Origin of the sequence: Stenotrophomonas sp. PS02300, assembly GCF_029959395.1 — a bacterium.
Lineage (GTDB): Bacteria > Pseudomonadota > Gammaproteobacteria > Xanthomonadales > Xanthomonadaceae > Stenotrophomonas > Stenotrophomonas maltophilia_AD.
On record NZ_JASCOP010000056.1, the window covers coordinates 1 to 24,724 of the forward strand.

General features: G+C 64.1%; 35 protein-coding genes and 1 pseudogene. 33 read left to right on the forward strand and 3 right to left on the reverse strand.

Annotation, left to right across the window (positions count from 1 at the left end; genetic code table 11):
* The 31 genes and pseudogenes from QMX79_RS11725 to QMX79_RS11875 form a co-directional block, all read left to right on the forward strand.
* Nucleotides 1–362: pseudogene (locus QMX79_RS11725) on the forward strand (elongation factor Tu); the annotation flags it as partial.
* Nucleotides 363–698: 336 nt separating this feature from the next.
* Nucleotides 699–1,010 carry a 30S ribosomal protein S10 gene (gene rpsJ / locus QMX79_RS11730; RefSeq protein WP_010341589.1) on the forward strand — a complete coding sequence of 104 codons (312 nt, stop codon included), beginning with the start codon at nt 699–701 and terminating at the stop codon, nt 1,008–1,010.
* An 11-nt stretch (nt 1,011–1,021) separates the two neighbouring features.
* Nucleotides 1,022–1,672, forward strand: a complete 651-nt coding sequence (gene rplC / locus QMX79_RS11735; protein ID WP_068849456.1) for a 50S ribosomal protein L3 — start codon at nt 1,022–1,024, stop codon at nt 1,670–1,672.
* A gap of 12 nt (nt 1,673–1,684) precedes the next feature.
* Nucleotides 1,685–2,290 carry a 50S ribosomal protein L4 gene (gene rplD / locus QMX79_RS11740; RefSeq protein ID WP_068849458.1) on the forward strand — a complete coding sequence of 202 codons (606 nt, stop codon included), beginning with the start codon at nt 1,685–1,687 and terminating at the stop codon, nt 2,288–2,290.
* Nucleotides 2,287–2,586 (forward strand): 50S ribosomal protein L23, encoded by a 300-nt coding sequence (gene rplW / locus QMX79_RS11745; RefSeq protein WP_068854553.1) that lies wholly within the window; start codon nt 2,287–2,289, stop codon nt 2,584–2,586. Before rplD ends, rplW begins: the two co-directional genes overlap by 4 nt.
* Before the next feature lie 10 nt (nt 2,587–2,596).
* Complete coding sequence (gene rplB, locus QMX79_RS11750; protein WP_068849460.1) at nt 2,597–3,424, forward strand: 50S ribosomal protein L2; 828 nt, start codon at nt 2,597–2,599, stop codon at nt 3,422–3,424.
* A 6-nt stretch (nt 3,425–3,430) separates the two neighbouring features.
* Complete coding sequence (gene rpsS / locus QMX79_RS11755; RefSeq protein ID WP_017355409.1) at nt 3,431–3,700, forward strand: 30S ribosomal protein S19; 270 nt, start codon at nt 3,431–3,433, stop codon at nt 3,698–3,700.
* A gap of 12 nt (nt 3,701–3,712) precedes the next feature.
* Nucleotides 3,713–4,048, forward strand: a complete 336-nt coding sequence (gene rplV / locus QMX79_RS11760; RefSeq protein ID WP_017355410.1) for a 50S ribosomal protein L22 — start codon at nt 3,713–3,715, stop codon at nt 4,046–4,048.
* 17 nt (nt 4,049–4,065) lie between these two features.
* Nucleotides 4,066–4,800: a 30S ribosomal protein S3 gene (gene rpsC, locus QMX79_RS11765; RefSeq protein ID WP_068849461.1), complete on the forward strand. Its 735-nt coding sequence runs from the start codon at nt 4,066–4,068 to the stop codon at nt 4,798–4,800.
* Between the two features lie 5 nt (nt 4,801–4,805).
* On the forward strand, nt 4,806–5,219 hold the full coding sequence (gene rplP, locus QMX79_RS11770) for a 50S ribosomal protein L16 (protein ID WP_068849463.1): 414 nt from the start codon (nt 4,806–4,808) through the stop codon (nt 5,217–5,219).
* A complete protein-coding gene (gene rpmC, locus QMX79_RS11775) occupies nt 5,219–5,404 on the forward strand; it encodes a 50S ribosomal protein L29 (RefSeq protein WP_068849465.1) in 186 nt (61 codons plus the stop codon). The genes rplP and rpmC overlap by 1 nt, the downstream gene beginning before the upstream one ends.
* 11 nt (nt 5,405–5,415) lie before the next feature.
* Nucleotides 5,416–5,685: a 30S ribosomal protein S17 gene (gene rpsQ, locus QMX79_RS11780; protein WP_193059172.1), complete on the forward strand. Its 270-nt coding sequence runs from the start codon at nt 5,416–5,418 to the stop codon at nt 5,683–5,685.
* Between the two features lie 13 nt (nt 5,686–5,698).
* Nucleotides 5,699–6,067 carry a 50S ribosomal protein L14 gene (gene rplN, locus QMX79_RS11785; RefSeq protein WP_017355415.1) on the forward strand — a complete coding sequence of 123 codons (369 nt, stop codon included), beginning with the start codon at nt 5,699–5,701 and terminating at the stop codon, nt 6,065–6,067.
* A gap of 16 nt (nt 6,068–6,083) precedes the next feature.
* Nucleotides 6,084–6,401 (forward strand): 50S ribosomal protein L24, encoded by a 318-nt coding sequence (gene rplX, locus QMX79_RS11790; RefSeq protein WP_017355416.1) that lies wholly within the window; start codon nt 6,084–6,086, stop codon nt 6,399–6,401.
* 11 nt (nt 6,402–6,412) lie between these two features.
* Nucleotides 6,413–6,955 carry a 50S ribosomal protein L5 gene (gene rplE, locus QMX79_RS11795; protein ID WP_068849470.1) on the forward strand — a complete coding sequence of 181 codons (543 nt, stop codon included), beginning with the start codon at nt 6,413–6,415 and terminating at the stop codon, nt 6,953–6,955.
* Nucleotides 6,956–6,973: 18 nt separating this feature from the next.
* Nucleotides 6,974–7,279, forward strand: a complete 306-nt coding sequence (gene rpsN / locus QMX79_RS11800; protein WP_068849472.1) for a 30S ribosomal protein S14 — start codon at nt 6,974–6,976, stop codon at nt 7,277–7,279.
* Between the two features lie 241 nt (nt 7,280–7,520).
* Nucleotides 7,521–7,919: a 30S ribosomal protein S8 gene (gene rpsH / locus QMX79_RS11805; RefSeq protein ID WP_017355419.1), complete on the forward strand. Its 399-nt coding sequence runs from the start codon at nt 7,521–7,523 to the stop codon at nt 7,917–7,919.
* 18 nt (nt 7,920–7,937) lie between these two features.
* Nucleotides 7,938–8,465: a 50S ribosomal protein L6 gene (gene rplF, locus QMX79_RS11810; protein WP_282246922.1), complete on the forward strand. Its 528-nt coding sequence runs from the start codon at nt 7,938–7,940 to the stop codon at nt 8,463–8,465.
* Between the two features lie 28 nt (nt 8,466–8,493).
* Entirely contained in the window at nt 8,494–8,847 is a 354-nt protein-coding gene (gene rplR / locus QMX79_RS11815; RefSeq protein WP_019186158.1) for a 50S ribosomal protein L18, read from the forward strand.
* Between the two features lie 158 nt (nt 8,848–9,005).
* Complete coding sequence (gene rpsE / locus QMX79_RS11820) at nt 9,006–9,548, forward strand: 30S ribosomal protein S5 (RefSeq protein ID WP_038690276.1); 543 nt, start codon at nt 9,006–9,008, stop codon at nt 9,546–9,548.
* Nucleotides 9,541–9,732 carry a 50S ribosomal protein L30 gene (gene rpmD / locus QMX79_RS11825; protein WP_282246924.1) on the forward strand — a complete coding sequence of 64 codons (192 nt, stop codon included), beginning with the start codon at nt 9,541–9,543 and terminating at the stop codon, nt 9,730–9,732. Before rpsE ends, rpmD begins: the two co-directional genes overlap by 8 nt.
* Before the next feature lie 4 nt (nt 9,733–9,736).
* Nucleotides 9,737–10,180, forward strand: a complete 444-nt coding sequence (gene rplO / locus QMX79_RS11830; protein WP_068849476.1) for a 50S ribosomal protein L15 — start codon at nt 9,737–9,739, stop codon at nt 10,178–10,180.
* Nucleotides 10,181–10,183: 3 nt separating this feature from the next.
* Complete coding sequence (gene secY / locus QMX79_RS11835) at nt 10,184–11,539, forward strand: preprotein translocase subunit SecY (RefSeq protein WP_068849478.1); 1,356 nt, start codon at nt 10,184–10,186, stop codon at nt 11,537–11,539.
* A 363-nt stretch (nt 11,540–11,902) separates the two neighbouring features.
* Nucleotides 11,903–12,259 carry a 30S ribosomal protein S13 gene (rpsM, locus tag QMX79_RS11840; protein ID WP_017355426.1) on the forward strand — a complete coding sequence of 119 codons (357 nt, stop codon included), beginning with the start codon at nt 11,903–11,905 and terminating at the stop codon, nt 12,257–12,259.
* 12 nt (nt 12,260–12,271) lie between these two features.
* Entirely contained in the window at nt 12,272–12,661 is a 390-nt protein-coding gene (gene rpsK / locus QMX79_RS11845; RefSeq protein WP_017355427.1) for a 30S ribosomal protein S11, read from the forward strand.
* 14 nt (nt 12,662–12,675) lie between these two features.
* A complete protein-coding gene (rpsD, locus tag QMX79_RS11850; RefSeq protein WP_068849480.1) occupies nt 12,676–13,305 on the forward strand; it encodes a 30S ribosomal protein S4 in 630 nt (209 codons plus the stop codon).
* Between the two features lie 55 nt (nt 13,306–13,360).
* Nucleotides 13,361–14,359: a DNA-directed RNA polymerase subunit alpha gene (gene rpoA, locus QMX79_RS11855; RefSeq protein ID WP_068849481.1), complete on the forward strand. Its 999-nt coding sequence runs from the start codon at nt 13,361–13,363 to the stop codon at nt 14,357–14,359.
* A gap of 194 nt (nt 14,360–14,553) precedes the next feature.
* A complete protein-coding gene (gene rplQ / locus QMX79_RS11860; protein WP_068849483.1) occupies nt 14,554–14,940 on the forward strand; it encodes a 50S ribosomal protein L17 in 387 nt (128 codons plus the stop codon).
* Between the two features lie 558 nt (nt 14,941–15,498).
* Nucleotides 15,499–16,011 carry a disulfide bond formation protein B gene (locus QMX79_RS11865; protein ID WP_282246926.1) on the forward strand — a complete coding sequence of 171 codons (513 nt, stop codon included), beginning with the start codon at nt 15,499–15,501 and terminating at the stop codon, nt 16,009–16,011.
* Nucleotides 16,012–16,042: 31 nt separating this feature from the next.
* Nucleotides 16,043–17,425, forward strand: a complete 1,383-nt coding sequence (locus tag QMX79_RS11870) for a 3-deoxy-7-phosphoheptulonate synthase class II (RefSeq protein WP_282246927.1) — start codon at nt 16,043–16,045, stop codon at nt 17,423–17,425.
* A gap of 61 nt (nt 17,426–17,486) precedes the next feature.
* Nucleotides 17,487–18,635: a mechanosensitive ion channel family protein gene (locus tag QMX79_RS11875; protein WP_282246928.1), complete on the forward strand. Its 1,149-nt coding sequence runs from the start codon at nt 17,487–17,489 to the stop codon at nt 18,633–18,635.
* Nucleotides 18,636–18,697: 62 nt separating this feature from the next.
* Here the strand turns inward: QMX79_RS11875 and QMX79_RS11880 are convergent, their stop codons facing one another.
* The 3 genes from QMX79_RS11880 to typA are packed head-to-tail and all read right to left on the reverse strand — an operon-like array spanning nt 18,698 to nt 22,708.
* Nucleotides 18,698–20,308 (reverse strand): amidase, encoded by a 1,611-nt coding sequence (locus QMX79_RS11880; RefSeq protein ID WP_282246929.1) that lies wholly within the window; start codon nt 20,306–20,308, stop codon nt 18,698–18,700.
* 56 nt (nt 20,309–20,364) lie between these two features.
* Nucleotides 20,365–20,850 (reverse strand): DUF2127 domain-containing protein, encoded by a 486-nt coding sequence (locus QMX79_RS11885; RefSeq protein WP_282246931.1) that lies wholly within the window; start codon nt 20,848–20,850, stop codon nt 20,365–20,367.
* Nucleotides 20,851–20,860: 10 nt separating this feature from the next.
* Complete coding sequence (gene typA, locus QMX79_RS11890) at nt 20,861–22,708, reverse strand: translational GTPase TypA (protein WP_282246933.1); 1,848 nt, start codon at nt 22,706–22,708, stop codon at nt 20,861–20,863.
* Nucleotides 22,709–22,956: 248 nt separating this feature from the next.
* Between typA and QMX79_RS11895 the strand changes: the two genes are divergently transcribed.
* A complete protein-coding gene (locus QMX79_RS11895; RefSeq protein ID WP_282246934.1) occupies nt 22,957–23,451 on the forward strand; it encodes a peptidylprolyl isomerase in 495 nt (164 codons plus the stop codon).
* A 114-nt stretch (nt 23,452–23,565) separates the two neighbouring features.
* Nucleotides 23,566–24,552 (forward strand): malate dehydrogenase, encoded by a 987-nt coding sequence (locus QMX79_RS11900; RefSeq protein WP_070207580.1) that lies wholly within the window; start codon nt 23,566–23,568, stop codon nt 24,550–24,552.
* The last annotated feature ends 172 nt before the right edge of the window (nt 24,553–24,724 follow it).

Sequence of the window (24,724 nt, forward strand, 5' to 3'; positions counted from 1 at the left end):
CCGGTCTGCTGCTGCGCGGCACCAAGCGTGACGACGTCCAGCGCGGTCAGGTCCTGTGCAAGCCGGGTTCGATCAAGCCGCACACCGAGTTCGAAGGCGAAGTGTACGTGCTGTCGAAGGACGAAGGCGGCCGTCACACCCCGTTCTTCAACGGCTACCGCCCGCAGTTCTACTTCCGTACCACCGACATCACTGGCGCCGCCAAGCTGCCGGAAGGCGTCGAGATGGTGATGCCGGGTGACAACGTGAAGATGGTCGTGACCCTGATCAACCCGGTCGCGATGGATGAAGGCCTGCGTTTCGCCATTCGTGAAGGCGGTCGTACCGTCGGCGCCGGCGTGGTCTCCAAGATCATCAAGTAATCTGCTAGACTCTGCGCCCCGATGTTGCCTGGGTAGGGCATCGGGGTAGCAACACAAACGGGAAAAGAGGCGCAGGACGCACCTCGTGTTCCCCAGACCAGGAAGGGTCGCGCCATTCAGGCAGTGTCAACAGGACCCCCTGTTGACCGCCGCGTTGTATGCGCGCTATACTTTTTGTCTGGGCAGATCGGGAGACCGGTCTGCCTCGATTTTTGAGGTCTACGGAAAGATCTTGTCGCCGCGCAGGAATGTGCGGCGTCCGCATTCAGGATATTCATGGGACAAGGCAACCCAGAGGCCTTGTCCGTCGCTCTTTTAACGAAGGAACCTACCGCCATGGCGGACCAAAAGATCCGGATTCGGTTGAAGGCGTTCGATCATCGTTTGATCGACCGTTCGGCCAGCGAGATCGTTGAAACGGCAAAGCGGACCGGCGCGCAAGTGCGTGGCCCGATCCCGCTGCCGACCAAGATCGAGCGTTACACCATTCTCGTCTCGCCGCACGTCGACAAGGACGCGCGTGACCAGTACGAGACCCGCACGCACAAGCGCGTGCTCGACATCGTCGACCCCAACGACAAGACCGTGGACGCGCTGATGAAGCTCGAACTGGCTGCCGGCGTCGACGTTCAGATCAAGCTGACCTGAGGACTACGACCATGACGAAGAAATATTCGTTGGGCTTCGTGGGCCGCAAGGCTGGCATGAGCCGCGTGTTCACCGAAGATGGCCAGGCCATCCCGGTGACCCTGATTGAAGCTACCCCGAACCGCATCGCGCAGATCAAGACCGTCGAAGCTGACGGCTACAGCGCCGTGCAGGTGACCGTCGGCGCGCGTCGCGCTGCCCTGGTCAACAAGCCGGAAGCCGGCCACTTCGCCAAGGCGAAGGTGGAAGCGGGTCGTGGCCTGTGGGAATTCCGCGTTGAAGACGCGCAGCTCGGCGATTTCGCCGTTGGCGGCGAAGTCAAGGCGGACATCTTTGAAGTTGGCCAGAAGGTCGACGTCCAGGGTGTCACCAAGGGTAAGGGCTTCCAGGGCACCATCAAGCGCTACAACTTCCGTATGGGCGATGCAACCCACGGTAACTCGCTGTCGCATCGCGCGCCGGGTTCGCTGGGCCAGCGCCAGACCCCGGGTCGCGTTTTCCCGGGCAAGAAGATGTCGGGCCACATGGGTGCCGTGCAGCAGAGCACGCAGAACCTGGAAGTTGTCAAGGTCGACGTCGAACGCGGTCTGATCGCGATTCGTGGCGCCGTGCCTGGCGCTGCGGGTGGTGACGTGATCGTGCGTCCGGCTAGCAAGGCATAAGGAGAGATGACGATGGAACTCGTTATCACGGGTAGCAACAACAAGGTCTCGGTCTCCGATGCCGTGTTCGGTCGCGATTTCAGCGAAGATCTGGTCCACCAGGTCGTCGTTGCCTATCGCAATGCCGGTCGCGCCGGCACCAAGGCACAGAAGACTCGTTCTGAAGTGGCTGGTACCACCAAGAAGTCGAAGAAGCAGAAGGGCGGCGGTGCGCGTCATGGCGCGCTGACGGCTCCGATCTTCGTCGGCGGCGGTGTCACCTTCGCGGCCAAGCCGCGCAGCTTCGAACAGAAGGTCAACCGCAAGCAGTACCGTGCCGCCATGTGCGCGATCCTGTCCGAGCTGAACCGCCAGGGCCGTCTGACCATCGTGGAGTCCTTCGATGTCGAAGCGACCAGCACGAAGGCTCTGATCGCCAAGCTGGCCGGCCTGGAAGTGGGCAAGCGCCCGCTGATCGTCACCGAGGAAGCCACCGAACACCTGTACCTGTCGGCCCGCAACATTCCCTACGTGGAAGTGCGTGACGTGCAGGGCCTGGATCCGGTGTCGCTGGTCGGTGCCGACACGGTCGTCATCACCGCTGACGCGGTCAAGAAGGTCGAGGAGTGGCTGGCATGAACAGCAACGAAAAAATCTTCAGCGTGCTGCGTGCTCCGCGAGTCTCCGAAAAGACCGCGCGCCTGCAGGAACATTCCAACCAGTATGTCTTCGAGATCTCGAACGAAGCGACCAAGGCCGACGTGAAGGCCGCGGTAGAGCAGTTGTTCGACGTCAAGGTCGAAGCGGTCAACGTGCTGAACGTGAAGGGCAAGAACAAGTCCTTCCGTAACCGCACCGGCCGCCGCGGCGATTGGCGCAAGGCGTACGTGCGTCTCGCCGATGGCCAGTCCATCGATGTAACGGCCAAGGCCTGAGGTACATCCCATGCCATTGATGAAATTCAAGCCCACTTCCCCCGGCCGCCGTTCGGCCGTGCGCGTGGTTACGCCCGATCTGCACAAGGGCGCACCGCACGCAGCGTTGCTGGAGCCGAAGAGCAATACCGGTGGTCGTAACCACCACGGTCGCATCACCACCCGTCACGTGGGCGGTGGTCACAAGCAGCATTACCGTCTGATTGACTTCAAGCGCAACAAGGAAGGCATTCCGGCGCGCGTGGAACGCATCGAATACGATCCGAACCGCACCGCCCATATCGCCCTGCTGTGCTACGTCGACGGCGAGCGCCGCTACATCATCGCACCGAAGGGCCTGAAGGCCGGTGACCAGGTGATCGCGGGTTCGGATGCGCCGATCAAGACCGGCAACACCCTGCCGCTGCGCAACATCCCGGTTGGTACCACTGTCCACGGCATCGAACTGAAGCCGGGCAAGGGTGCCCAGATCGCGCGTGCCGCCGGCGCTGCCGTGCAGCTCGTCGCTCGTGAAGGCGTCTTCGCCACCCTGCGCCTGCGCTCGGGTGAAATGCGCAAGGTGCCGGTGGAGTGCCGCGCAACGATCGGTGAAGTCGGCAACGACGAACACAACCTGGAAAAGCTGGGCAAGGCTGGCGCCAAGCGCTGGCGCGGTGTCCGCCCGACCGTTCGTGGTGCTGCCATGAACCCGGTTGACCACCCGCACGGTGGTGGTGAGGCGAAGGCCGGCCAGGGTAATCCGCATCCGGTCACCCCGTGGGGTGTCCCGACCAAGGGTTACAAGACGCGCAAGAACAAGCGCACCCAGCAATTCATCGTCCGCGATCGTAGGGGCTAATCGACCATGGCACGTTCACTCAAGAAGGGCCCGTTCGTCGATCACCACCTCGTCAAGAAGGTGGAGGCCGCTGCGGGTAGCAAGAAGCCGATCAAGACCTGGTCGCGCCGTTCGATGATCCTGCCGGAAATGGTAGGCATCACCATCGCCGTTCATAACGGTAAGAACCACGTTCCGGTGCTCGTCAACGAGAACATGGTCGGCCACAAGCTCGGCGAATTTGCCATCACCCGGACCTTCAAGGGTCACGGTGGTGACAAGAAGTCGGGCAAGTAAGGAGAGATGACAATGGAAGCGAAAGCAATCCTGCGCTCCGCGCGCATCTCTGCGCAGAAAGCCCGCCTGGTCGCTGACCAGGTGCGCGGCCTGCCGGCCGAGCGTGCGGTAAACCTGCTGAAGTTCTCGGACAAGAAGGCTGCCCACCTGATCAAGAAGGTGGTGGAGTCGGCTATTGCCAATGCCGAGAACAACCAGGGCGCCGACGTCGACGAGCTTAAGGTTCAGACCATCATGGTTGATGAAGGTCCGACCCTGAAGCGTTTCATGGCGCGGGCGAAAGGCCGCGGCACCCGCATCCTCAAGCGCACCAGCCACATCACTGTGGTTGTGGGCGCCGGCAAGTAAGCGGAAAGGAAAACACCATGGGTCATAAAGTTCATCCGATTGGTATCCGCCTCGGCATCTCCAAGGACTGGAACTCCAAGTGGTACGCCAACAAGGCCGAGTTCGCTGGTTATCTGGCGGCCGACCTGAAGGTGCGGGACATGCTGCGCAAGAAGCTCGCGCAGGCCGGCATCAGCAAGATCCTCATCGAACGTCCGGCGAAGACCGCCCGCGTGACGATCCACACCGCCCGTCCGGGCGTGGTGATCGGCAAGCGTGGTGAGGACATCGAGAAGCTGCGCAAGGAAGTGAGCGAAATGATGGGCGTCCCGGCGCACATCAACGTCACTGAAGTGCGCAAGCCCGAGCTGGACGCACAGCTGGTTGCCGAGTCGATCGCGCAGCAGCTGGAGCGTCGCATCATGTTCCGCCGCGCAATGAAGCGCTCGGTCGGCAACGCGATGCGCCTCGGTGCCCTGGGCATCAAGGTCAACGTCGGTGGCCGCTTGAACGGTGCTGAAATCGCCCGTTCGGAGTGGTACCGCGAAGGCCGCGTGCCGCTGCACACGCTGCGTGCCGACATCGACTATGGCTTCGCTGAAGCCAAGACGACCTACGGCATCATCGGCATCAAGGTCTGGATCTACAAGGGCGAGGTTTTCGATTTCTCCCAGGTTGGCCAGGAAAAGCAGGACGACACCCCGTCGCGCAACGATCGTAACGATCGCGGCGACCGCGGTGACCGTCAGCGCCCGGCCCGTGAAGCGAGGTAACGACAATGTTGCAACCCAAGCGAACCAAGTACCGCAAGGTACACAAGGGCCGTAACGATGGCCTGAGCTGGAGCGCCAACGCTGTCAGCTTCGGCGAATACGGCCTGAAGGCAACCGCCCACGGTCAGCTGACCGCGCGCCAGATCGAAGCGGCCCGCCGCTCGATCAGCCGCTACGTCAAGCGCGGTGGCAAGATGTGGATCCGAGTGTTCCCCGACAAGCCGATCACCAAGAAGCCCATCGAAGTCCGAATGGGTTCTGGTAAGGGCAACGTGGAGTACTGGGTAGCCCAGATCCAGCCCGGCCGCATGATCTATGAAATTGAAGGTGTGGGTGAAGACGTGGCACGCGAGGCGTTCCGCCTGGCAGCTGCCAAGCTCTCCGTGACCACCACTTTCGTGACCCGGACGGTGATGTGATGGATATCAAACAACTTCGCGAAAAGTCGGCTGACGACCTGAAGTCCCATTTGGTTGACCTGCGTAAGGAGCAGTTCTCGCTCCGCATGCAGCAGGTCACCGGGCAGCTGCCGAAGACTCACGAAACCCGCCGGGTCCGCCGCGAGATTGCTCGCGTCAAGACCCTGCTCGGCAGCAACAAGTAAGGATGGCCGCGATGAGCGACAATACTGAAAACAAGCAGCTGCGCACGGTCGAAGGCCGTGTCGTCAGCAACAAGATGGACAAGACGGTCACCGTGCTGGTGGAACGCCTGGTCAAGCACAAGCTTTACGGCAAGTACTTGAAGCGTTCGACCAAGCTGCACGCGCACGATGCCGACAACGCCTGCAATGAAGGCGATGTCGTGCTGGTGACCGAAATTGCTCCGATGTCCAAGACCAAGAACTGGCGCGTGGTGGAAGTCATCACGCGTGCGGCTCAATAAGGAGATCTGACTCATGATCCAGATGCAGAGCTACCTCGAGGTCGCGGACAATTCCGGTGCCAAGGAAGTGATGTGCATCAAGGTGCTGGGCGGCTCCAAGCGTCGCTACGCACACATCGGTGACATCATCAAGGTCACCGTGAAGGATGCAATTCCGCGCGGCAAGGTCAAGAAGGGTGAAGTGTTCGACGCCGTCGTGGTGCGTACCCGCAAGGGTGTGCGTCGCGCCGATGGCTCGCTGATCCGTTTCGACGCCAATGCCGCGGTCCTGCTCAACAACAAGCAAGAGCCGATCGGCACCCGCATCTTCGGGCCGGTGACCCGTGAACTTCGTTCCGAGAAGTTCATGAAGATCGTCTCGCTCGCTCCCGAAGTGCTGTGAGCGACAGGAGATAATCATGGCTAACCGTATCAAGAAGGGCGACCAGGTCGTCGTCAACACCGGCAAGGACAAGGGCAAGCAGGGCGAAGTCGTCCGCGTCGACGGCGATCGTGTGATCGTCGCCAACGTGAACATCGTCAAGCGCCACACCAAGCCGAACCCGCAGGCAGGCGTTGCCGGCGGCGTGGTCGAGCGTGAAGCGTCGATCCATATCTCCAACGTGAATGTGCTCAACCCGGCTTCGGGCAAGGGCGAGCGCGTTGGCTTCAAGGTGCTGGAGGATGGACGCAAACTGCGTGTGTTCCGCTCCAGCGGTGAGGCGCTCGACGCCTGAGGAATGAGAAGATGAGTTCCCGTCTCGAAAAGTTCTACCAGGAAGAAGTGGTGCCGGCGCTGATGAAGCAGTTCGGCTACACCAATCCGATGCAGGTTCCCCGCCTGGTCAAGGTCACCCTGAACATGGGTGTCGGCGAAGCGGCGACCAACAAGAAGATCCTGGAAAATGCCGTCGCCGACATGGCCAAGGTCTCCGGCCAGAAGCCGATCGTGACCAAGTCCCGCGTCTCGGTGGCTTCGTTCAAGATCCGCGATGGTTGGCCGATCGGCTGCAAGACCACGCTGCGTCGTGCCAAGATGTATGAGTTCCTGGACCGCCTGATCAACATCTCGCTGCCGCGCGTGCGCGACTTCCGTGGTGTCTCGGGTCGTTCCTTCGACGGTCGCGGCAACTTCAACATGGGTGTGAAGGAACAGATCATCTTCCCGGAAATCGACTTCGACGCTGTCGACGCGATCCGCGGCATGGATATCGCCATCACCACCACCGCCAAGACCGATGCGGAAGCGAAGGCGCTGCTTGCAGCGTTCAAGTTCCCGTTCCGTAACTGATACGTCGAGGAATCCGAAATGGCAAAGACCTCCATGGTCAACCGCGACCTGAAGCGTGCGAAGCTGGCCGTCAAGTACGCCGGCAAGCGTGAAGAGCTGAAGAAGATCATCTCCAGCACGACCGCTTCGTACGAAGAGAAGGAACAGGCCGTGATCAAGTTGCAGAAGCTGCCGCGCGATTCGTCGCCGAGCCGCCACCGCAACCGTTGCGAACTGTCGGGCCGCCCGCGTGGCGTGTACAGCAAGTTCGGCCTGGGCCGCAACAAGCTGCGCGAAGCCACCATGCGTGGTGACGTGCCGGGCCTGCGCAAGGCCAGCTGGTAAGGGATTCGTCCCTGCAGTACGGGGTGGGCCTGTTCAGGTTCACCCCGACTTGAAGAGTCCGACCCCGGTCGGGCTCTTTTTGTCGTATACTCCCGCGTCTCACCCGGCCTTAACGTGGTCGAGTGGGGGGTGGTAGAGCGGGCTCCTAGCCCGCTGAACAAAGAACGACGGGCCACCAGGCCCATTCCAAAAAGCAAGATTTTCGCGAAAGCGGATATCGGTGCACTCAAAGGTATCGACTATGAGCATGACTGATCCCATCGCCGACCTGCTGGTACGCATCAAGAATGCGGCCGCGGTTGGCAAGCAGACGGTGAAAGCACCGTCCTCCAAGATCAAGGTTGCAATCGCAGAAGTGTTGAAGGCCGAAGGCTACATCACCGACCTGCGCGTGACCAAGACCGAGAACAACAAGGCCGAGCTTGAAATCGTCCTGAAGTATTTCGAGGGCAAGCCGGTCATCGAGACCCTGAAGCGCTTCTCGCGTTCGGGTCTGCGCCAGTACCGTGGCAAGTCCGAGCTGCCGAAGGTCCTGAACGGCCTGGGCATCTCCATCATCTCCACCTCCAAGGGCATCATGACTGATGCGCAGGCGCGCCAGTTGGGCGTCGGCGGCGAAGTCCTGTGCTTCGTGGCCTAAGGCGAGAAGGAAACCACTATGTCCCGCGTAGCCAAGAAGCCGGTCAACCTGCCCAAGGGCGTTGAACTGAACATCCAGCCGGAATCCGTCAGCGTGAAGGGCCCGAAGGGCACCCTCAGCCTGCCGAAGGTGGCTGGCGTTGAAATTTCCGTGAACGACGGCGTTGCCACCCTGGCCGCCAGCAATGACGACCTGGTTGCCCTCGCTGGCACCGTGCGCGCCATCCTGGCCAACATGGTCAAGGGCGTCACCGAAGGCTTCGAGCGCAAGCTTGAGCTGGTCGGCGTCGGTTACCGCGCCACCATGCAGGGCAAGGACCTGAGCCTCGCGCTCGGTTTCTCGCACCCGGTTGTGTACGTGGCGCCGGAAGGCATCACGCTGTCGACCCCGACCCAGACCGAAATCCTGGTCCAGGGCACCGACAAGCAGCTGGTGGGCGAAGTTGCCGCCAAGATCCGCGCTTACCGCAAGCCGGAGCCCTACAAGGGCAAGGGTGTGAAGTACGCCGGCGAAGTCATCATTCGTAAGGAAGCCAAGAAGGCGTAAAGCCCTTCAGCTTTCAAGGAAAAAGATCATGAACAAGAACATTGCTCGCCTGCGTCGCGCCAAGTCCACCCGCGCACACATCCGTGTCCTCGGCGTGCCGCGTCTGTCGGTGCTGCGCACCGGTCAGCACCTGTACGCCCAGGTCTTCACCGCCGACGGCTCCAAGGTGCTGGCTGCTGCCAACACCACCCAGGCCGACGTCAAGGAAGGCCTGAAGAACGGCAAGAACAGCGACGCCGCCGCCAAGGTCGGCAAGCTGGTTGCCGAGCGCGCCAAGGCTGCGGGCATCGAGAAGGTCGCTTTCGACCGCTCGGGCTACCGCTACCACGGCCGCATCAAGGCACTGGCCGATGCAGCCCGCGAAGGCGGCCTGCAGTTCTAAGGGATAAGGAAGCGGGGCTGGTCCCCGCTTCCGCCTGCCTGCCGGCACGGGTTGTGCCGGGCGGCGTCCTTCTTCTGCAGGGGCGTTCGATCCACCGCGTCATTCCACAGCTATAAGCGGCCCTGAGCCGTACATACCCAATCAATCAAGGAATCAACATGGCAGAAGAACGTCAGCAGCGGGGTCGCGATCGCGACCGTAACCGCGAAGAGAAAGTCGACGACGGCATGATCGAGAAGCTGGTCGCGGTCAACCGCGTCAGCAAGACCGTCAAGGGCGGTCGTCAGTTCACCTTCACCGCACTGACCGTGGTCGGTGACGGCGCAGGCAAGGTTGGCTTCGGCTACGGCAAGGCGCGTGAAGTGCCGGTCGCGATCCAGAAGTCGATGGAGCAGGCTCGCAAGAACCTGGCCGACGTCGATCTGAACAACGGCACCCTGTGGCACCCGGTGAAGTCCGGCCACGGCGCAGCCCGCGTGTTCATGATGCCGGCTTCGGAAGGTACTGGCGTCATCGCCGGCGGTGCCATGCGCGCCGTCCTGGAAGCCGTTGGCGTCAAGAACGTGCTGGCCAAGGCCGTCGGTTCGCGCAACCCGATCAACCTGGTTCGCGCCACGCTGAAGGGTCTGTCCGAAATGCAGTCGCCGGCCCGCATCGCGGCCAAGCGCGGCAAGAAGGTGGAGGATCTCAACCATGGCTAATGACACCGTCAAGACCGTCAAGGTCCGTCTGGTTGGCGGCCTGCGTGGTACCCAAGCGCGTCACCGCCTGTCGGTGCGTGCCCTGGGCCTGAACAAGCTCAACGATGTGCGTGAACTGAAGGACAGCCCGCAGGTTCGCGGTCTGATCAACAAGGTCCACTACCTCGTCAAGGTTGAGGAATAATCCAATGACCCTGCATCTGAATGAACTGAGCCCGGCACCGGGCGCGCGCAAAGAGCGCACCCGCGTCGGCCGTGGTATCGGCTCCGGCCTGGGCAAGACCTGCGGCCGCGGCCACAAGGGTTCTTTCGCCCGTAAGGGTGGCGGCAAGATCAAGGCGGGCTTCGAAGGCGGCCAGACCCCCATGCAGCGTCGTCTGCCGAAGGTCGGTTTCCGTTCCAAGATCGCCAAGGACACGGCCGAAGTGCTGTCGTACCACCTGGACCGCCTGGAAGCTGGCGAGATCGATTTCGCCGCGCTGCGCGCTGCGAAGCTGGTCCCGAGCACTGCCAAGCAGGCCAAGATCGTCATGAAGGGCGGCCTGACCAAGGCCTTCACCCTGAAGGGCATCGCAGCAACGGCCGGTGCCAAGGCCGCGATCGAAGCTGCCGGCGGCAGCGTACAGGAGTAAGACATGGCGCAAGCTGGCATTGGTAACCTGGGCGGCGGGCTCGGCAAGTTCACGGAACTTCGCCAGCGTCTGCTGTTCGTCGTCGGGGCTTTGATCGTCTACCGCATCGGCTGTTATGTGCCGGTGCCGGGCGTCAATCCCGATGCCATGCTTGCGCTCATGCAGGCGCAGGGCGGCGGCATCGTGGACATGTTCAACATGTTCTCGGGCGGCGCCCTGCACCGTTTCAGCATTTTCGCGCTGAACGTGATGCCGTACATCTCGGCATCCATCGTGATGCAGCTGGCCGTCCACATCTTCCCCGCGCTCAAGGCGATGCAGAAGGAAGGTGAGTCCGGTCGCCGCAAGATCACCCAATATTCCCGCATCGGCGCCGTGTTGCTGGCGGTGGTGCAGGGCGGCAGCATCGCGCTGGCGCTGCAGAACCAGCTGTCCCCGTCCGGTGCGCCGGTCGTGTACGCGCCGGGCATGGGCTTCGTGCTCACCGCCGTGGTCGCGCTGACCGCCGGTACCATCTTCCTGATGTGGGTCGGCGAGCAGGTCACCGAGCGCGGCATCGGCAACGGTGTGTCGCTGATCATCTTCGCCGGTATCGTGGCGGGCCTCCCGGGTGCGGTCATCCACACCTTCGACGCCTTCCGCGAAGGCAACCTGCAGTTCATCCAGCTGCTGCTGATCGCGCTGGTGGTGCTGGCCTTCACCTTCTTCGTGGTGTTCGTCGAACGCGGCCAGCGCCGCATCACGGTGAACTACGCACGTCGCCAGGGCGGCCGCAACGCGTACATGAACCAGACCTCGTTCCTGCCGCTGAAGCTGAACATGGCGGGCGTTATCCCGGCCATCTTCGCCTCCAGCATCCTGGCGTTCCCGACCACCCTGGCCATGTGGTCCGGCCAGGCCAGCTCGGCGACCTGGCTGCAGAAGGTCGCCAACGCCCTGGGTCCGGGCGAGCCGCTGCACATGATCGTGTTCGCTGCGCTGATCACCGGTTTCGCGTTCTTCTATACCGCGCTGGTGTTCAACTCGCAGGAAACCGCCGACAACCTGAAGAAGTCGGGCGCGCTGATTCCGGGCATCCGTCCGGGCAAGGCCACCGCCGACTACATCGACGGCGTGCTGACCCGCCTGACCGCGGCCGGCTCGGCCTACCTGGTGATCGTCTGCCTGCTGCCAGAAATCATGCGCACTCAGCTGAATGCGTCGTTCTACTTCGGCGGCACCTCGCTGCTGATCGTGGTGGTGGTGGTGATGGACTTCATTGCGCAGATCCAGGCGCACCTGATGTCGCACCAGTACGAGAGCCTGTTGAAGAAGGCCAACCTGAAGGGCGGCAACCGCGGCGGTTTTGCCCGCGGCTGATTGGCCTGTTACACTATCGTCTTCCTGACGTGATGGTCCTCCGCTTCGCGGACCTGGCCACACAAACGAAGGGCGGCCCCCGCAGCGGTTCCGGGTGGGGGTGAGATCGGGTCGTCCCGCGCGGGAGTAGCGCGGGCGGCGCCGGAAGAGGGCTCGAAAGGGTCGTTTTCCGGAGTCAACCTGATCCGGCGCCGGAGCCTGGGCACACTCCCTGGGCCGGGTCCATGAAACCTTTCAGGTTTCACGGGCTTCCATGTAAACCGGAACCTTGTTAGTATCGCTAGTTCACTTTTTTGATCCATCCTGCCGGATCGGCGCGCCTTGGGTGCGCTGTCGGCCATCACTCAGCTGGAGAACCGCGTCATGGCGCGTATTGCAGGCGTCAACCTGCCAGCCCAGAAGCACGTCTGGGTCGGGTTGCAAAGCATTTACGGCATCGGCCGTACCCGTTCGAAGAAGGTCTGCGACGCCGCAGGCGTCACTTCGACCACCAAGATCCGCGATCTGTCGGAGCCGGAAATCGAGCGTCTGCGCTCGGAAGTGGCCAAGTACATCGTGGAAGGCGATCTGCGCCGTGAAATCGGTATCGCGATCAAGCGCCTGATGGACCTGGGCTGCTATCGCGGTCTGCGTCACCGCCGCGGCCTGCCGCTGCGTGGTCAGCGCACCCGTACCAACGCCCGCACCCGCAAGGGCCCGCGCAAGGCGATCAGGAAGTAAGGGACCTAAGAAATGGCTAAGCCCGTCGCTAAGACCAAGAAGAAGATCAAGCGCGTCGTCACTGACGGCGTTGCCCACGTCCACGCTTCTTTCAACAACACCATCGTGACCATCACCGACCGCCAGGGCAACGCTCTGTCGTGGGCGACGTCCGGTGGCGCTGGCTTCCGCGGTTCGCGTAAGTCCACCCCGTTCGCTGCCCAGGTGGCTGCCGAGAAAGCCGGCCGTGCCGCGCTGGATTACGGCGTCAAGTCCCTGGAAGTCCGCATCAAGGGCCCGGGTCCGGGTCGTGAGTCGGCCGTGCGCTCGCTGAACAACGTGGGCTACAAGATCACCAACATCATCGACGTGACGCCAATCCCGCACAACGGGTGCCGTCCGCCGAAGAAGCGTCGCGTCTAAAGGAGCGATAAGAAATGGCTCGTTATATCGGTCCTACCTGTAAGCTCGCCCGCCGCGAAGGCGCCGACCTTTCCCTCAAGAGCCCGGCCCGTGCGCTGGACTCCAAGTGCAAGCTGGAGCAGAAGCCCGGCCAGCACGGCGCGACCGCCCGCAAGGGCAAGCTGTCCGACTACGCCACCCAGCTGCGTGAAAAGCAGAAGGTCAAGCGTATCTACGGTCTGCTGGAGCGTCAGTTCCGCAACTACTACAAGAAGGCCTCGACCAAGAAGGGCAACACCGGCGAGAACCTGCTGCAGCTGTTGGAAACCCGCCTGGACAACGTCGTCTATCGCATGGGCTTCGCAGTGACCCGTCCGGCTGCCCGTCAGCTGGTCTCGCACCGCGGCGTCACCGTGAACGGCAAGTCGGTCAACCTGGCTTCGTACCAGGTCAAGGCTGGCGACGCTGTCGCGCTGTCCGAGAAGGCTGCCAAGCAGCTGCGCGTTCAGGAAGCCCTGACCGTGTCCAAGACGCACGACCTGCGCCCGACGTGGATCGAAGTGGACGCCGACAAGTTCGCCGGCATCTTCAAGGCCGTGCCGGATCGTTCGGACCTGCCTGCGGATATCAACGAAGCGCTGATCGTCGAGTTGTATTCGAAGTAATTCACATTGGAGAGCCCCCGGCGACGGCCGGGGGTTCACTAGGAGAACCCGCAACATGACGGTTACCGCCAACCAGGTTCTGCGTCCTCGTGGTCCGCAGATCGAACGCCTTACCGACACCCGCGCCAAGGTCGTTATCGAACCCTTGGAGCGTGGTTACGGGCATACGCTGGGCAATGCCCTGCGTCGCGTGCTGCTGTCGTCCATCCCGGGCTTCGCCATCACGGAAGTTGAGATCGACGGCGTACTGCACGAGTACACCACGCTCGAAGGCCTGCAGGAGGACGTTCTCGAAGTCCTGCTCAACCTGAAGGACGTGGCGATCCGTATGCACACCGGTGACAGCGCAACCCTGTCGCTGTCCAAGCAGGGTCCGGGTGTCGTGACTGCTGCCGATATCAAGGTCGACCACAACGTCGAGATCCTCAACACGGATCATGTCATCTGCCACCTGACCAAGGACACGGCAGTCAACATGCGTTTGAAGATCGAGCGTGGTTTCGGCTACCAGCCGGCGGCTGCACGTCGTCGTCCGGACGAAGAAACCCGTGCCATCGGTCGTCTGGTCCTGGACGCCTCGTTCTCGCCGGTCCGTCGCGTCGCCTACTCGGTGGAAGCGGCCCGCGTCGAACAGCGTACCGACCTGGACAAGCTGGTGCTGGACATCGAAACCAACGGCACGATCGATGCCGAGGAAGCCGTGCGCACCGCCGCCGACATCCTCAGCGATCAGCTGTCGGTCTTCGGTGACTTCACCCACCGCGACCGCGGTGCAGCCAAGCCGGCCAACAACGGCGTGGATCCGGTGCTGCTGCGCCCGATCGACGACCTGGAACTGACCGTGCGTTCGGCCAACTGCCTCAAGGCCGAGAGCATCTACTACATCGGCGATCTGATCCAGAAGACCGAAGTGGAACTGCTCAAGACCCCGAACCTCGGCAAGAAGTCGCTGACCGAGATCAAGGAAGTCCTCGCCCAGCGCGGTCTTTCGCTCGGCATGAAGCTGGAGAACTGGCCGCCGGCCGGTGTCGCCCAGCACGGCATGCTCGGCTGATCCAGCGCCAAAGTTTCACCCCGCACCTTCGGGTGCGGGGGCTTTACCCGCAGTACCTCGCATCGACAGGCGCCAGCCTGCGGTGACGGTCGGCCAGGAGGGCCGGCACCGGACCATCCGCAGTCCAAGCAACAACGCCGGGAAGGCGACAGCGATACCCAACCGATCCAACATTCTTTCAAGGAACATCCGTCATGCGTCACATGAAATCCGGCCGCAAGTTCAGCCGTACCAGCGCCCACCGCGAAGCAATGTTCAAGAACATGGCCGCGTCGCTGTTCAAGCACGAGCTGATCAAGACCACCCTGCCGAAGGCCAAGGAACTGCGCCGCGTCGCCGAGCCGCTGATCACCCTGGCCAAGGTCGACTCCGTTGCCAACCGCCGTCTGGCCTTCGCCCGCCTGCGTGACAACGAAGCCGTGGGCAACCTGTTCACCACCCTGGGCCCGCGTTACGCGAACCGTCCGGGCGGCTACCTGCGTCTGCTGAAGTGCGGCTTCCGCGCTGGCGACAACGCGCCGATGGCCTACGTCGAACTGGTCGACCGTCCGGCCGCCGTGGCTGAAGCCGTCGAAGAATAATCGACTCGCTTTACCAAAGATTCTTCAGAGAACCCGGCCTTGTGCCGGGTTTTTTGTTGGCTGTTGATCAAGGGCAAAGCCAACGTCAACGTCAAGGTCAACGGCGCTGGTTGCTCGCTGGTCACTGCGGGGCCCCGGCCGGAACCCCCGACACCGGGTCGGGGGCCAAAGGGCCCATCGGCCGGGCGTGGGAGGCCGCGATCTGGGGCAGGCCGGGCCAAGCCCGGCACCTCCTCGCCAGTCGTAGAGCCGGGCCTTGCCCGGCTGCTGTTGCCCCCATGCGCACCGACCCACCGTCGGGGTCGCGACGGGGGCGGGTTTGCGGGGGCTTTGCGAAACATGGATGTTTCGCAAGAGCCCCCAAGGATGGGTTCACGGCGCCCCCCGCAAACCCGCACCCGGCGCGGCCGGGCAGTGGAACCTGCAGAGGTGCAGCTGTTAGCGCAGACCCTGAAACACACCATATGGCCAACTACGCCGACATACGGCAAACGGCCGCAGCCAACACCGCACAGCTCCCTGTTAATCTTGGTGCCTGGACTAACAAGAGTGTTGGCAATGAATCCATTGCGCTGGAATTACCGCGCCCAGTTCCTGCTGGGGTTCCTGGTGTGTGCTGGCCTGCTGGGCTATGCGATCTTCCTGCAGCTGAAGATGGGGCTGGAGCCGTGCCCGCTGTGCATCTTCCAGCGCATCGCCTTCGCCGCGCTTGGCTTGTTGTTCCTGATCGGCGCGCTGCATGGCCCGCGGGATCGGCCCGGGCGGATCACCTATGGCGTGCTGGCCTTCATTGCCGCCGCCGTGGGCATCTGCATTGCCGGGCGGCACGTGTACGTGCAGCTGCTGCCGCAGGACATGGGCTCGAGCTGCGGCCCGCCGCTGTCGTTCCTCAGCGAGACCATGGGGCCGTTTGAAGTGTTCCGTACCGTTCTTACCGGTACCGGCAACTGCGGCAACATTGACTGGCAGTTCCTGGGCCTGACCATGCCCATGTGGAGCCTGGTGTGGTTCACCCTGCTGGGCCTGTGGGCGCTGGTGGTGTCGTTCCGCCGTCCTGCCCGTCGTTACTGATCTTTCTTCTGCTGGTTTACTGGATATTCCGATGACTGCCTCCGACCGTGCCACCCCTTCCGCTTCGCTGCCGACCGACTGGTCGCCGGAGAGCTGGCGCGGCCGGCCCGCGCTGCAGATGCCGACCTATCCCGATCCGGTCGCGCTGGATGCCTCGCTGCATGAGCTCAAACGGCTGCCGCCGCTGGTGACCTCGTGGGAGATCCTGTCGCTCAAGCAGCAGCTCGCCGATGCCCAGGAAGGCAAGCGCTTCCTGCTGCAGGGCGGCGATTGCGCCGAGAACTTCAGCGACTGCGAGTCCACCACCATCTCCAACCGGCTCAAGGTGCTGCTGCAGATGAGCCTGGTGCTCGTGCACGGCATGCGCAAGCCGGTGATCCGCGTCGGCCGGTTCGCCGGGCAGTATGCCAAGCCGCGTTCGGCCGATACCGAAACCCGCGATGGCGTGACCCTGCCCAGCTACCGGGGTGATGTGATCAATGCGCCCGAGTTCACCGAAGCCGCGCGCCTGCCCGATCCGCGCAGGATGCTGCAGGCCCACGCGCATTCGGCCATGACCATGAACTTCGTGCGTGCGCTGATCGATGGCGGCTTCGCCGACCTGCACCACCCCGAGTACTGGAACCTGGAGTGGGTGCGGCATTCGCCGCTGGCCACCGATTACCAGAAGATGGTCTCGTCCATCGGCGATGCCGTGCGCTTCATGGAAACCCTGTCCGGCGCCCAGGTGTACAACCTCAACCGGATCGACTTCTACACCTCGCACGAAGCGCTGCTGCTGCCCTACGAGCAGGCGCTTACCCGCCAGGTGCCGCGCCAGCATGGCTGGCTCAACCTGAGCACGCATTACCCGTGGATCGGCATGCGCACCGCCGCCCTCGATGGCGCCCACGTGGAATACCTGCGCGGCGTGCGCAACCCCATCGCGATCAAGGTCGGCCCGTCCGTGCAGCCCGACCAGCTGCTGCGCCTGATCGACGTGCTCAATCCGGAAGACGAGCCCGGCCGCCTGAGTTTCATCCATCGCATGGGTGCGGCGCAGATCGCCGAGAAGCTGCCGCCGCTGCTGGATGCGGTCAAGCGCGATGGCCGCCGCGTGCTGTGGGTGTGCGATGCCATGCATGGCAATACCGAAAGTACCAGCAACGGCTACAAGACCCGTCGCTTCGACAACGTACGCAGTGAAGTGGAGCTGTCCTTCGACCTGCACGCGGCCGCAGGCACGCGGCTGGGCGGCGTGCACCTGGAGCTGACCGGTGAGGATGTCACCGAGTGCACCGGGGGCGCGCGCGAGCTCACCGAGCGCGACCTGGAGCGTGCCTACCGCTCTTCGGTGGATCCGCGCCTGAACTACGAGCAGTCGCTGGAGATCGCCATGGCGATCGTGCGCAAGCAGGGCGGCGCGGGCGTTTAAACGTTCCGATCATGCGGGCTCTGGCACGGTAACGCTTCCGTTGATGTAAGCCGGAGCGTGCATGCGAGTGGATTGGCAGGAAGCGGCTGCGTATCTGTGGCCGATCGGGATCGCGCTGGCGATCGGCATCACCGGCTGGTGGCTGCTGATGGCGCTGACCCGGCGCCTGAAAGGGCGTGACTACCGGCGCGCGCGCATCGCCCGCGTGATCAGCCGGCCGCTGGCGTTCGCATTGCCGATGCTGGTGCTGATTCCCGCACTGGAAGCCACCCCGCTGGACGGGCGCTGGCTGGACCAGTCGCTGCGCCTGCTGCATATCGGCCTGACCGCGTGCTTCATCTGGCTGCTGGTGCGCGCGGTGGCCGCCGGCGAGCAGGCGATCCTGCGCGACCACCCGATGGAAGTGGCCGACAACCTGGCTGCCCGCCGCATCCAGACCCAGACCCGCGTGCTCAGCCGCGTGCTGATGGGCGCCATCATCCTGGTCGGCGCCTCGATGGTGCTGCTGACCTTCCCGATGGTGCGCCAGATCGGCACCGCGCTGCTGGCCTCGGCCGGCATCATCGGCCTGGTCGCCGGCATCGCCGCCAAACCGGTGTTCGGCAACCTCATTGCCGGCCTGCAGATCGCGTTGACCCAGCCGATCCGGCTCGATGACGTGGTGATCGTCGAAGGCGAATGGGGGCGGGTGGAGGAGATCGGCAGCAGCTACGTCGTGGTGCGGATCTGGGACGAGCGGCGCATGGTGGTGCCGTTGACCTGGTTCATCGAAAACCCCTTCCAGAACTGGACCCGGCGCAGCGCCGACCTGCTGGGTACCGCGTTCCTGTGGCTGGACTATCGGGCGCCGATCGCGGCGATCCGCAGCGAGCTCGAGCGCATCTGCAAGGGCGAAGCGTTGTGGGATGGCCGCGTCTGCGTGACCCAGGTGACCGAAACCACCGACCACACCCTGCAGGTGCGCCTGCTGGTCAGCGCGCGCAATTCCGGCGATGCCTTCGACCTGCGCTGCATCGTGCGCGAACGCATGCTCGACTTCCTCGCCCGTGAACATCCGCAGGCGCTGCCACGCACCCGCGCCGAACTCCTCGAACGTCCCGATCCGCCGACGCGCACCCCGCGCTCGCAGCCCGCCGACGACGTGCGTTCACCCGGCGCAGAAGACGGCCCCCCAGCGGTGGTTCCTGTCGAAGACCCGACGGTGGGTTGATCCCGATCCCAATGGGCCCGTAAAAATTCGTAGCCCCGGCCGTTGGCCGGACCGCAGCCAACCTACGGGACCAACGCCTGCGTCCCGAATCGCGGCGGGCGACGCGCGCGGGTGCGCTGCTCGTAGTCGTACGCCAGCTCGATCAGCTTCGGCTCGCTCCAGGCCGTACCCATGAACAACAGCCCCAACGGCAGCCCGTTCACGTGCGCCATCGGCACGGTCAGGCTCGGGTAGCCGGCCACGGCGGCGGCACTGTAGCTGCCGCCCGGGAAGTCATCCCCCTGGCCGGTACGGATCGGCCATGCCGTGCCCGTGGTGGGCGCCACCAGCGCGTCCAGGCGCTCGGCCTTGAGCACCGCGTCGATGCCCTCGGGGCCGGCCAGGCGACGCGCCTGGGTGCGTGCAGCGATGTACTCCGGGGTGCCCAGGCCGCCGGTCTGCGCGGCCGTTTCCATCAGGTCCTGCCCGAACAGCAGCAGTTCCTTGTCGGCATGGGTGCGGTTGAAGGCGATGATCGCGTCCAGGTCGCGTACCGGGGCCTGGTGGCGGCTCAGGTAGCGCTGCATGCCGGCCTTGAACTCGTGCAGCAGCACCAGGCGTTCGGCGTCTTCCCACTGACCTTCGGTAGGCAGCTCCACCGGCACCACCACGGCGCCGGCATCGCGCAGCACGCCGATCGCGTGCTGCAGGGCAGGGGCCACGCCAGGCTGCTGGTCCAGCGGGCCGTGCAGGACGCCGATCCGGGCGCCACGCAGGCCGTCCGGATTCAGCCGTGCGGTGTAGTCATAGACCGCTCGCCCGGGCATGGTCGCCGTGGCCGGATCCGCATCGTCGCGGCCGGCCATCGCGGTCAGCAGCGCGGCGGCATCGGCCACGCTGCGGGTGATCGGGCCGGCGGTGTCCTGGCTGAAGGAGATCGGCACGATGCCGTCGCGGCTGACCAGGCCGACCGTCGGCTTGAGCCCGACTACGCCGTTCACCGCCGCCGGGCAGACGATGCTGCCGTCGGTCTCGGTCCCTACCGCGGCGGTCGCCAGGTTGGCCGACACGGCCACCGCGCTGCCGCTGCTGGAACCGCAGGGGGTGTGGCTGAGCCGGTACGGGTTGCGGGTCTGGCCACCACGCGCGCTCCAGCCGGAGATTGACTGGCTGGAGCGGAAGTTCGCCCACTCGCTGAGATTGGACTTGCCCAGGATGAGCGCGCCGGCCGCACGCAGCCGGCTGACCAGGAACGCGTCGTCGGGGCGGAACCCGGCCAGTGCCAGCGAGCCGGCGCTGGTGCCCATCGGGCGCGCGCCGATGTTGTCCTTGAGCAGCAGTGGAATGCCGTGCAGCGGGCCGCGCAGCTGCCCGCGGCGGCGTTCGGCGTCCAGTGCCGCCGCCTCTTTCAGTGCATCCGGGTTGAGCTCCAGCACGGCGTTGAGGCGCGGACCCGCGCGGTCCAGCCGGGCGATCCGTTCCAGGTACGCGCGGGTCAGGGTGACGCTGTCCAGTTCGCCGGCCGTCATCGCCGCCTGCAGCTGGGTGATATCGGCTTCGGCATAGGCGAACGGCGTATCGCGCGGGGCCGCGGACGCGGCGGCATGGGCATGGTTGAACAAGGGCACGGGCGAGGGCGAGCAGCCGCCCAGCAGTGCGATGGCCAACACGAGCGATGTCAGTGGCGCGCGCATCTGTATATCCCCGGAACCAGCGCTCAGGCTAACCAGCGCCGCGCACGCTTGGCAACTCACGCCGGCGGGTGGGCCGGGCCGTGGCGCTTGCGGATGTCGCGGGCGAGCACGCCGACCACGATGAGGTTGATCACCAGCACCGACCACGAGGCCCAGCCCGGGTGGCGGATGATCGCGAAAATGTCGAACGGCAGGTAGATGCCGGCGGTGACGCAGCCCAGCCAGGAAGCCCAGGCTTTGGCGCGCCAGAGGCCCCAGGCCTCGAAGAGATGCAGGATGCCGTAGGCAACCATGGCCGCGGCGGCCAGGTGGACGGCATCGGGGCTGATCATATTGAGCAGCGAGGGCAGGGTGCCGTGATCCGGGTCCAGGCTGAAACGCCGGATCAGGGCATTGACCCCATCACGCAGTGGCTGCGGGCCGAGCACTTCCAGCCCGGTAGCCGCCAACAGCGCCAGGACCGCCTTGCTGGCTTCCAGCAAGGCGATCAGGTGAAGCCCCGGATGCTTGTGAGGATCCGGGTTGTAGGGCGTGTCGGTCACGAGGGTCCGATCAGCCGCCGCGCGAGGCCTTCTTGCGGTCGCTTTCGGTCAGCCCCTTCTTGCGAAGGCGGATTTCCTTCGGGGTGATCTCGACCAGCTCGTCGTCTTCGATGAAGTCCAGCGCCTGTTCCAGCGAGTACTTGATGGCCGGGGTCAGCTGGATCGCATCGTCCTTGCCCGAAGCGCGCATGTTGGTCAGCGGCTTGGTCTTGATCGCGTTGACGGTCAGGTCGTTGTCCTTGGAGTGGATACCGATCAGCTGGCCTTCGTACACGTTGTCGCCTTCAGCAGCGAACAGCTTGCCACGCTCCTGCAGCGGCCCCAGCGAGTAGGCGGGGGTGGCGCCCGGCGCGTTGGCGATCATCACGCCGTTCTGGCGCTTGGCGATGGCGCCCTGTTCCTTCGGGCCGTAATGGTCGAAGACGTGGAACAGCAGGCCCGAACCCTGGGTCAGGGTCTTGAACTCGTTCTGGAAGCCGATCAGGCCACGGGCCGGGATCTGGTATTCCAGGCGCACACGGCCCTTGCCGTCCGGCTCCATGTTCTTCAGCTGGCCCTTGCGGGTGCCCAGCTTTTCCATGACGCCGCCCTGGTGCTGTTCTTCGATGTCCACCACCAGCTGTTCGATCGGCTCCATGGCCTGGCCGTCGATCTGCTTGATGATCACTTCCGGGCGCGACACGGCCAGCTCGTAGCCTTCACGGCGCATGTTTTCGATCAGCACCGACAGGTGCAGTTCGCCACGGCCCGAGACCAGGAACTTGTCGGCGTCTTCCAGCTGTTCCACCTTCAGGGCCACGTTGTGGACCTGTTCGCGGTCCAGGCGGTCCTTGATCTGGCGGCTGGTCAGGAACTTGCCACCGGACAGGTCCTTGTTGCCGGCGAACGGCGAGTTGTTGACCTGGAAGGTCATCGAGATGGTCGGCTCGTCAACGGTCAGCGCCGGCAGTGCTTCCGGGGTGTCCGGGTGGCACAGGGTGTCGGAGATGGTCAGTTCCGGAATGCCCGAGATGGCGACGATGTCGCCGGCTTCGGCGGTGTCCTGCTCGATGCGCTCCAGGCCCAGGAAGCCCAGCACCTGCGCGACCTTGCCGTTGCGCTTCTTGCCTTCACGGTCGATCACCGCGACCTGCATGTTCTTCTTCAGGGTGCCGCGCTGGACGCGGCCGATGCCGATCACGCCCACGAAGTTGTTGTAGTCCAGCTGGCTGATGCGCATCTGGAACGGACCTTCCGGGTCCACTTCCGGCTTCGGCGCGTGCTGCATGATCGCTTCGTACAGCGGGGTCATGTCGCCGTCGCGCACGGTGTCTTCCAGGCCGGCGTAGCCGTTCAGGGCCGAGGCGTAGACGATCGGGAAGTCGAGCTGCTCATTGGTGGCGCCGAGCTTGTCGAACAGGTCGAAGACCTGGTCGATCACCCAATCCGGACGCGAGCCCGGGCGGTCGACCTTGTTGACCACCACGATCGGCTTGAAGCCCATCGCGAAGGCCTTCTGGGTCACGAAGCGGGTCTGCGGCATCGGGCCGTCCATGGCGTCGACCAGGATCAGCACGGTGTCCACCATCGACAGCACGCGCTCCACTTCGCCGCCGAAGTCGGCGTGTCCGGGGGTGTCGACGATGTTGATGCGGTTCTTCACGCCGGTACGCTTGTCTTCCCATGTGATGGCCGTGTTCTTGGCCAGGATCGTGATGCCACGCTCCTTTTCCTGGTCATTGCTGTCCATCACGCGCTCGGCGAGCACGGTGCGCTCGGACAGCGTGCCGGACTGCTTGAGCAGCTGGTCCACAAGGGTGGTCTTACCGTGGTCGACGTGGGCGACGATGGCGATGTTGCGAAGATTTTCGATAGACATGCGAAAGGGGGCCAGTCGGCGCCGGATTTGGAAAAAGAAGTCCATCATTATACGGCTTTGCCGGCCAAACGCGAAAATAACCTTTGGCCTATTCAGGCACCGACCTCCCGGGCCGGGTCTGCGGGATCCTGAGGGGCTGCCAACGGCGGGTGCTACCGGGCCTGTTCGACCATGGTCAGGCGGGTCCCGGTCGCGTGCGCGGTGTATCCTTATGGGCTGACGACAACCCCCGTAATCCAAGGATCCTCATGTCCCTCATCGCCACTTTCGACACCACCCAGGGCCCGATCAAGGTCGAGCTGTTCGCCGACAAGGCGCCGCTGACCGTGGCCAACTTCGTGAACCTGGTCAAGAACGGCTTCTATGACGGCCTGATCTTCCACCGCGTGATCCCCGATTTCATGATCCAGGGCGGTTGCCCCAAGGGTCAGGGCACCGGCGGCCCGGGCTACAAGTTCGAAGACGAGAAGAACGGCGTGAAGCACCAGGTCGGTTCGCTGTCCATGGCCAATGCCGGCCCGAACACCAACGGCAGCCAGTTCTTCATCACCCACATCAAGACCGACTGGCTGGACGGCAAGCACACCGTGTTCGGCCAGGTGCTGGATGGCCAGGCCATCGTGGATTCGGTCAAGCAGGGTGACGTGATCCATTCGATCACCCTGGAAGGCGACACCGACGCCGTGCTGGCCGCCCAGGCCGACCGCGTGGCCGAGTGGAACAAGCTGATCCCGGCCAAGTAATTCCCTTTCAACGGCCTCCCTCGCGGGAGGCCGTTGCGCATTTCCGGCCGCCCCGCCAGGTCTCTCCCCGCCCGGTGGCCACTCCCACACAGCTTCTTAGCAGAGGAAATCCCCATGAAAGCACCTGTTCGTGTTGCCGTGACCGGCGCCGCCGGCCAGATCGGCTACGCCCTGCTGTTCCGCATCGCCTCCGGCGAAATGCTGGGCAAGGACCAGCCGGTCATCCTGCAGCTGCTCGAGCTGCCGGTCGACAAGGCCCAGGCCGCCCTGCGCGGCGTGATGATGGAACTGGAAGACTGCGCGTTCCCGCTGCTGGCCGGCATGGTCGGCACCGATGACGCCGAAGTGGCGTTCAAGGACGCCGACATCGCCCTGCTGGTCGGCGCGCGTCCGCGCGGCCCGGGCATGGAGCGCAAGGACCTGCTGCTGGAAAACGCCAAGATCTTCACCGCCCAGGGCGCGGCGCTGAACAAGGTGGCCAGCCGCAACGTGAAGGTGCTCGTGGTCGGCAACCCGGCCAACACCAATGCCTACATCGCCATGAAGTCGGCGCCGGACCTGAACCCGCGCAACTTCACCGCCATGCTGCGCCTGGACCACAACCGTGCGCTGAGCCAGCTGTCGTCCAAGCTGGGCAAGCCGGTCGGTGGCATGGAGAAGCTGGTGGTGTGGGGCAACCACAGCCCGACCATGTACCCGGACTACCGTTTCGCCACCGCCGATGGCGCGTCGATTGCCGACGCGATCAACGACCAGGAATGGAACGCGAACACCTTCATCCCGACCGTGGGCAAGCGCGGCGCGGCGATCATCGAAGCCCGTGGTTCGTCCTCGGCTGCCTCGGCCGCCAATGCCGCCATCGACCACGTGCGCGACTGGGTGCTGGGCAGCAACGGCAAGTGGGTCACCATGGGCGTGCCGTCCGACGGTTCCTACGGCATTCCGGAAGGCGTGATCTTCGGCTTTGCGGTGACCACCGAAAACGGTGAGTACACCCTGGTCAAGGACCTGCCGGTCGACGACTTCAGCCAGAAGTACATCGACAAGACCCTGGCCGAGCTGGAAGAAGAGCGCGCCGGCGTCGCCCACCTGCTGGGTTGATTGCCTGCGTGGGTTGAAAAAACGCCGGGCTTGCCCGGCGTTTTTTTTTCTTCGATCACCTTCAACGCGAGGGTTGAGGGCCACGTCGCGGCCGGCAGGCCCCTGTGCAAATGTCCCCCGGCGGTCGCCCTTCGGCGACGGCCTCCTCCTTTACTTTGCCAGGGGCCTGCCG